This is a genomic window from Arenimonas sp., from assembly GCF_019459675.1.
Taxonomy (GTDB): domain Bacteria; phylum Pseudomonadota; class Gammaproteobacteria; order Xanthomonadales; family Xanthomonadaceae; genus Arenimonas.
Map to the genome: position 1 here is coordinate 1 of NZ_JAIBFH010000311.1, position 4,971 is coordinate 4,971.

Here is a 4,971-nt window from a genome sequence, read left to right on the forward strand (position 1 = left end):
TGTCTAAATCAACGTGGGGGGCGGCGGTGCCCCGCGCCGGCGGACCGGCGGGCAGGCCGGCTTCGCTGCCGTCCTGGTTCTGGCTGATGCCGAAGCCCTCGGCGCGGGGGCCGCCGCGCTTCACCAGGTCGAGATAACGTGGCTCGAAGATCCGCAGGCCCAGCGTGCCGCCCGGGAACAGCACCGAAGACAGCGGGAACAGGGGCAGCTCGGTGAGGGACGGCTCGGCGATGGCCATCTCAGCCGCCCATCCGCGCCAGGAAACGCAGCGGCGCGCCTTCGAAGCCGCCGTTGGACATGAACACCACGTGGTCGCCCTCGCGTGCGTGCCGTGCAAGCGCCGCCACCAGCTCGTCCACGCTGGCCACCGCCTCGCCTTCGCCGCGCAGCGCCGACACCACGCTGCCCGCGTCCCACGCCAGCTCGGGCCGGTGCAGGAACACCACCGCATCGGCCTCGTGCAGCGACGGGGCGATCTGGGAGGCATGCGCGCCCAGGCGCATGGAATTGCTGCGCGGCTCCATCGCCACCACGATGCGCGCAGCGCCGACGCGGGCGCGCAGGCCCTCGAGCGTGGTGCGGATGGCGGTGGGATGGTGGGCGAAATCGTCGTACACGGTGACGCCGCGCGCCTGGCCCAGGTTTTCCATGCGTCGCTTGACGCTGACGAAGTCGGCCAGCGCCGGGATCACCTGCGCCAGGTCCACGCCCACGGCATGGGCGGCGGCCAGCGCGGCCAGGCCGTTCATCACGTTGTGGCGGCCCGACATGGCCCATCGCACCGTGCCCACCGTCGCGCCGCCGTGCTGCACTTCAAACGCCGAGCCGTCGTCGGCCAGCAGGCGCGCGCTCCAGTCGAAGCCTTCGCCGATGCCAAAGCGCTCCACCGGCGTCCAGCAGCCCATGGCCAGCACCTGCGCCAGCGCGTCGTCTTCACCGTTGACGATCAGGCGGCCGCGGCCCGGCACGATGCGCACCAGGTGGTGGAACTGGCGCTGGATGGCCGCCAGGTCCGGGAAGATGTCGGCGTGGTCGTACTCGAGGTTGTTGAGGATGGCCACCGTGGGTCGGTAGTGCACGAACTTGCTGCGCTTGTCGAAGAAGGCCGTGTCGTATTCGTCGGCCTCGACCACGAACTCGCGGCCGCTGCCGATGCGGGCGGAAACGCCGAAGTTTTCCGGCACGCCGCCCACCAGGAAACCGGGGTCGCGGCCGGCGGCTTCCAGCAAGAAGGCCAGGATGGACGTGGTGGTGGTCTTGCCGTGCGTGCCGGCCACCGCCAGCGTCTCGCGCCCGGGCAGCACGTGTTCGCTGAGCCACTGCGCGCCCGAGGTGTAGCGCAGGCCGGCATCAAGCACGTGTTCGACGGCGGCGTTGCCGCGCGACAGCGCGTTGCCCACCACCACCACGTCGGTGTCGGCGGCGATGTGCGCGGCGGCGTAGCCCGAGTTGAGCGAGATGCCCAGCTGCCCGAGCTGGGTGGACATGGGCGGGTAGACGTTCTGGTCCGAGCCGTCCACGGCATGGCCAAGTTCACGCGCCAGCGCGGCGACGCCGCCCATGAAGGTGCCGCAGATACCGAGGATATGGAGTTTCATGGTTCTAAGGATGGCAGGATCAGGGGGTGGCGGGAACCGTCGCAGGCACCAGCGCCAGCAGCAGCAGCGCTTCGGACATCAGCAGGGCGAACGTCAGCAGGTAGGCCGCCGCTACCGGGATTTCCAGCGCCTGGCGCCAGATGGCCGCCTCGACCCGCAGCTTCCAGAAGAAGGCGAACACCGCCGCCAGTGCGAACACCATCATCGACGGCGGCGGATTGTCGTTGCCCAGGTACGGGCGCAGCACCAGCGCCAGCGGCATCATCACCAGCGAGAACACCAGGGACGTGCCGGCCAGCGCCAGCAGGGTCTGGCTGGCGCGGTTTTCCATGGCCCGGAAGCGCAGCAGCGCCAGCGTGGCGCCGAACAGGATCAGCAGGGTCACCAGCGCCCGGGCGGCCAGCGCCGCGGCGCCTGCGTCATGGTAGGCGGCGAAAACCAGCTGCACGCCCAGCAGGGCGGCGGTGAACGCGGCGACCGCCGGCGGTGAGAACGGCAGGTCCTGCGGCCCGCGCTTGAGCAGGCAAACCTCCACCACCTCGCGCAGCAGCGCGGCCACGGCAGCGGGCTCAGCCGATTTCGGGCGTGGGCGCGAGGGTGGCGATGATGCGCAGGAAAACGTCGTCCATGCCGCCCACGCCGTCAACGCAGGCCAGGCGGCCGGTATTGCGGTAGAAGTCCACCACCGGCGCCGTGGCGTCGTTGTAAACGCCCAGGCGGTGGCGCACGGCCTCGGGGCTGTCGTCGGCGCGGCCTTCGGCCTGCGCGCGTCCCGCCAGGCGGGTGATCAGCAGTTCGGTGTCCACGTCCAGCTGCACGGCGATATCCACCGGCTGGCCCAGGCGGCCCAGCAGGGCGTCCAGGGCGTTGGCCTGGGCGAGGTTGCGCGGGTAGCCGTCGAGCACGAAACCGTTGCCGGTGTCGCCGGCGGTCAGGCGCTCCTCCAGCATGCCCAGCACGATGTCGTCGGACACCAGGCCGCCCGACTCCATGACGGCCTTGGCCTGGCGGCCCAGTTCGGTGCCCGCCTTGACGGCGGCGCGCAGCAGGTCGCCGGTGGAAATGTGCGGAACCTGCAGGTGTTCGCGCAGGCGGGTGGCCTGCGTACCCTTGCCCGATCCGGGCGCGCCGAGAAGTACCAGTCGCATTGCTTCGAGAACCCCTATAAACAAGGACGCACGGCGCCGTCGTCACCCCGTTTGGCTATAGTGGGGCCGCTGACAGGCCGTGCGGATAGTGAAAAGCTACTGGCCGGGCCGGTCCAAGTCAATTCAAAGGAAAGGAAACCATGGGCAAAGGAACGCTCCTCTACGCACAGTCCGGCGGTGTCACCGCCGTCATCAACGCCACCGCCGGTGCCGTCATCCAGGCCGCCCGCGGCCGCAAAGTGAAGGTCCTGGCCGCCCGCAACGGCATCCTGGGCGCCCTGCGCGAGGACCTGGTGGACACCTCGAAGGAGTCCGCCGCGGCCATCCGCGCGCTGGCCCACACCCCGGGCGGGGCCTTCGGGTCCTGCCGCTTCAAGCTCAAGTCGCTGGAGGAAGACCAGCCCAAGTACCAGCGCCTGCTGGACGTGCTGGACGCCCACGACGTGCGCTGGTTCCTCTACAACGGCGGCAACGACTCGGCCGACACCGCCCTGAAGCTGTCGGAAATGGCCCGCGTCACTGGCTACCCGCTGACCTGCATCGGCGTGCCCAAGACCGTGGACAACGACCTGGTGGTCACCGACACCTGCCCGGGCTTCGGCTCGGCGGCCAAGTACACGGCCGTTTCGGTGGCCGAGGCCGCGCTGGACGTGGCGGCCATGGCCGACACCTCCACCAAGGTGTTCGTCTACGAAGTGATGGGCCGCCACGCCGGCTGGCTGGCCGCCGCGGGCGGCCTGGCCGGCACCGGCAAGGACGACGCGCCGCAGGTGATCCTGTTCCCCGAAATTGCCTACGACGAGGCCAGGTTCCTGGCCCGCGTGCAGGCCGTGGTGAAGAAAGTGGGCTGGTGCGTGGTGGTGGTGTCGGAAGGCATCCGCCACGCCGACGGCCGCTTCGTGGCCGACGCCGGCGGCGGCAAGGACGCCTTCGGGCACTCGCAGCTGGGCGGCGTGGGGCCGCTGCTGGCCGCCACGGTCAAGGACAAGCTGGGGCTGAAGGTGCACTGGACCGTGCCCGACTACCTGCAGCGCTCGGCCCGCCACATCGCCTCGGCCACCGACCTTGCCCAGGCCCAGGCCGTGGGCCAGGCCGCGGTGGACTACGCGCTGGCGGGGCGCAACGGCGTGATGCCGGTGATCGTGCGCACCTCGTCCAAGCCCTATCGCTGGAAGATCGCGCCGGCTCCGCTCACCGACATCGCCAACCGCGAAAAGACGATGCCCAAGGGCTTCATCGACCGCAGCGGCTACGGCATCACGGCCGCCTGCCGCACTTACCTGCAGCCGCTGATAAAGGGCGAGGCACCGCCGCCGTATCGCGCCGACGGCCTGCCCGATTACGTGCGCCTCAAGAACGTGTCCGTGCCGCGCAAGCTGCCGGCCTGGAAGGGCTGAGGCGAACGTCGGGGGCGTATGGCGCCCCCTCCCCCCCTTTGACATACTCGGGACGGGCGGCCGATCGGCCGCTTATGTTTGTTCCACTGTTGAACTCTGGGGAGGGTTTACATGTTCGAGCAATACGGAATGCACCTCGCGTTGGCCTGTGCGGCCATCGCCATCCTTTACGGCATCGTCGTCGCGAAATGGATCGTCGGCCAGCCGGCAGGCAATGAAAAAATGCAGTCGATCGCCGCGGCCATCCAGGAGGGCGCGGGCGCCTACCTGCGCCGCCAGTACCGCACCATCGCCATAGTCGGCGTCATCCTGTTCCTGGTGATCGGCTTCGTGCCGCAGCTGGGCTGGCCCACCGCCATCGGCTTCCTGATCGGCGCGGTGCTGTCGGGCCTGGCCGGCTTCATCGGCATGTTCGTTTCGGTGCGCGCCAACGTGCGCACGGCGCAGGCGGCCACCGTCAGCCTGAACTCGGCGCTCAACGTCAGCTTCAAGGGCGGCGCCATCACCGGCATGCTGGTGGTGGGCCTGGGCCTGCTGGGCGTGGCCGGGTACTTCTGGTACGTCCTGGGCGGTTCGGGCGCGCAGACCGCGGAGGCGGTGAATGCCGCGCTGCAGCCAATGATCGGCCTGGCCTTCGGCAGCTCGCTGATCTCGATCTTCGCGCGCCTGGGCGGCGGCATCTTCACCAAGGGCGCCGACGTGGGCGGCGACATGGTGGGCAAGGTCGAGGCCGGCATCCCGGAGGATGATCCCCGCAACGCCGCGACCATCGCCGACAACGTGGGCGACAATGTCGGCGACTGCGCCGGCATGGCCGCGGACCTGTTC

Annotated in this window: 5 protein-coding genes and 1 pseudogene; 2 read left to right on the plus strand and 4 right to left on the minus strand. The window is 69.8% G+C overall.

Going from position 1 to position 4,971, the window contains the following annotated elements; translation table 11 throughout:
• The 4 genes and pseudogenes from K0M70_RS10615 to K0M70_RS10630 form a co-directional block, all read right to left on the minus strand.
• Positions 1-238 (minus strand): annotated as a pseudogene (locus tag K0M70_RS10615) (peptidase S16); the annotation flags it as partial.
• A 1-nt stretch (position 239) separates the two neighbouring features.
• On the minus strand, positions 240-1,598 hold the full coding sequence (mpl, locus tag K0M70_RS10620; RefSeq protein WP_290781837.1) for a UDP-N-acetylmuramate:L-alanyl-gamma-D-glutamyl-meso-diaminopimelate ligase: 1,359 nt from the start codon (positions 1,596-1,598) through the stop codon (positions 240-242).
• Between the two features lie 19 nt (positions 1,599-1,617).
• The gene (locus K0M70_RS10625) at positions 1,618-2,157 is read right to left on the minus strand and encodes a hypothetical protein (protein ID WP_290781838.1); all 540 of its coding nucleotides are present in this window, start codon (positions 2,155-2,157) and stop codon (positions 1,618-1,620) included.
• Positions 2,158-2,167: 10 nt separating this feature from the next.
• Positions 2,168-2,746, minus strand: a complete 579-nt coding sequence (locus K0M70_RS10630; RefSeq protein ID WP_290781839.1) for an adenylate kinase — start codon at positions 2,744-2,746, stop codon at positions 2,168-2,170.
• Positions 2,747-2,886: 140 nt separating this feature from the next.
• Between K0M70_RS10630 and K0M70_RS10635 the strand changes: the two genes are divergently transcribed.
• Together K0M70_RS10635 and K0M70_RS10640 are read left to right on the plus strand one after the other, a co-directional pair.
• On the plus strand, positions 2,887-4,143 hold the full coding sequence (locus tag K0M70_RS10635) for a 6-phosphofructokinase (protein ID WP_290781840.1): 1,257 nt from the start codon (positions 2,887-2,889) through the stop codon (positions 4,141-4,143).
• Positions 4,144-4,254: 111 nt separating this feature from the next.
• On the plus strand, positions 4,255-4,971 hold a 717-nt coding region (locus tag K0M70_RS10640), incomplete at its 3' end, for a sodium/proton-translocating pyrophosphatase (protein WP_290781841.1).

Excerpts from the sequence above, each read along its gene's own strand:
- mpl (WP_290781837.1), bottom strand. The coding sequence starts at position 1,598 with ATGAAACTCCATATCCTCGGTATCTGCGGCACCTTCATGGGCGGCGTC.
- K0M70_RS10630 (WP_290781839.1), bottom strand. The coding sequence starts at position 2,746 with ATGCGACTGGTACTTCTCGGCGCGCCCGGATCGGGCAAGGGTACGCAG.
- K0M70_RS10635 (WP_290781840.1), top strand. The coding sequence starts at position 2,887 with ATGGGCAAAGGAACGCTCCTCTACGCACAGTCCGGCGGTGTCACCGCC.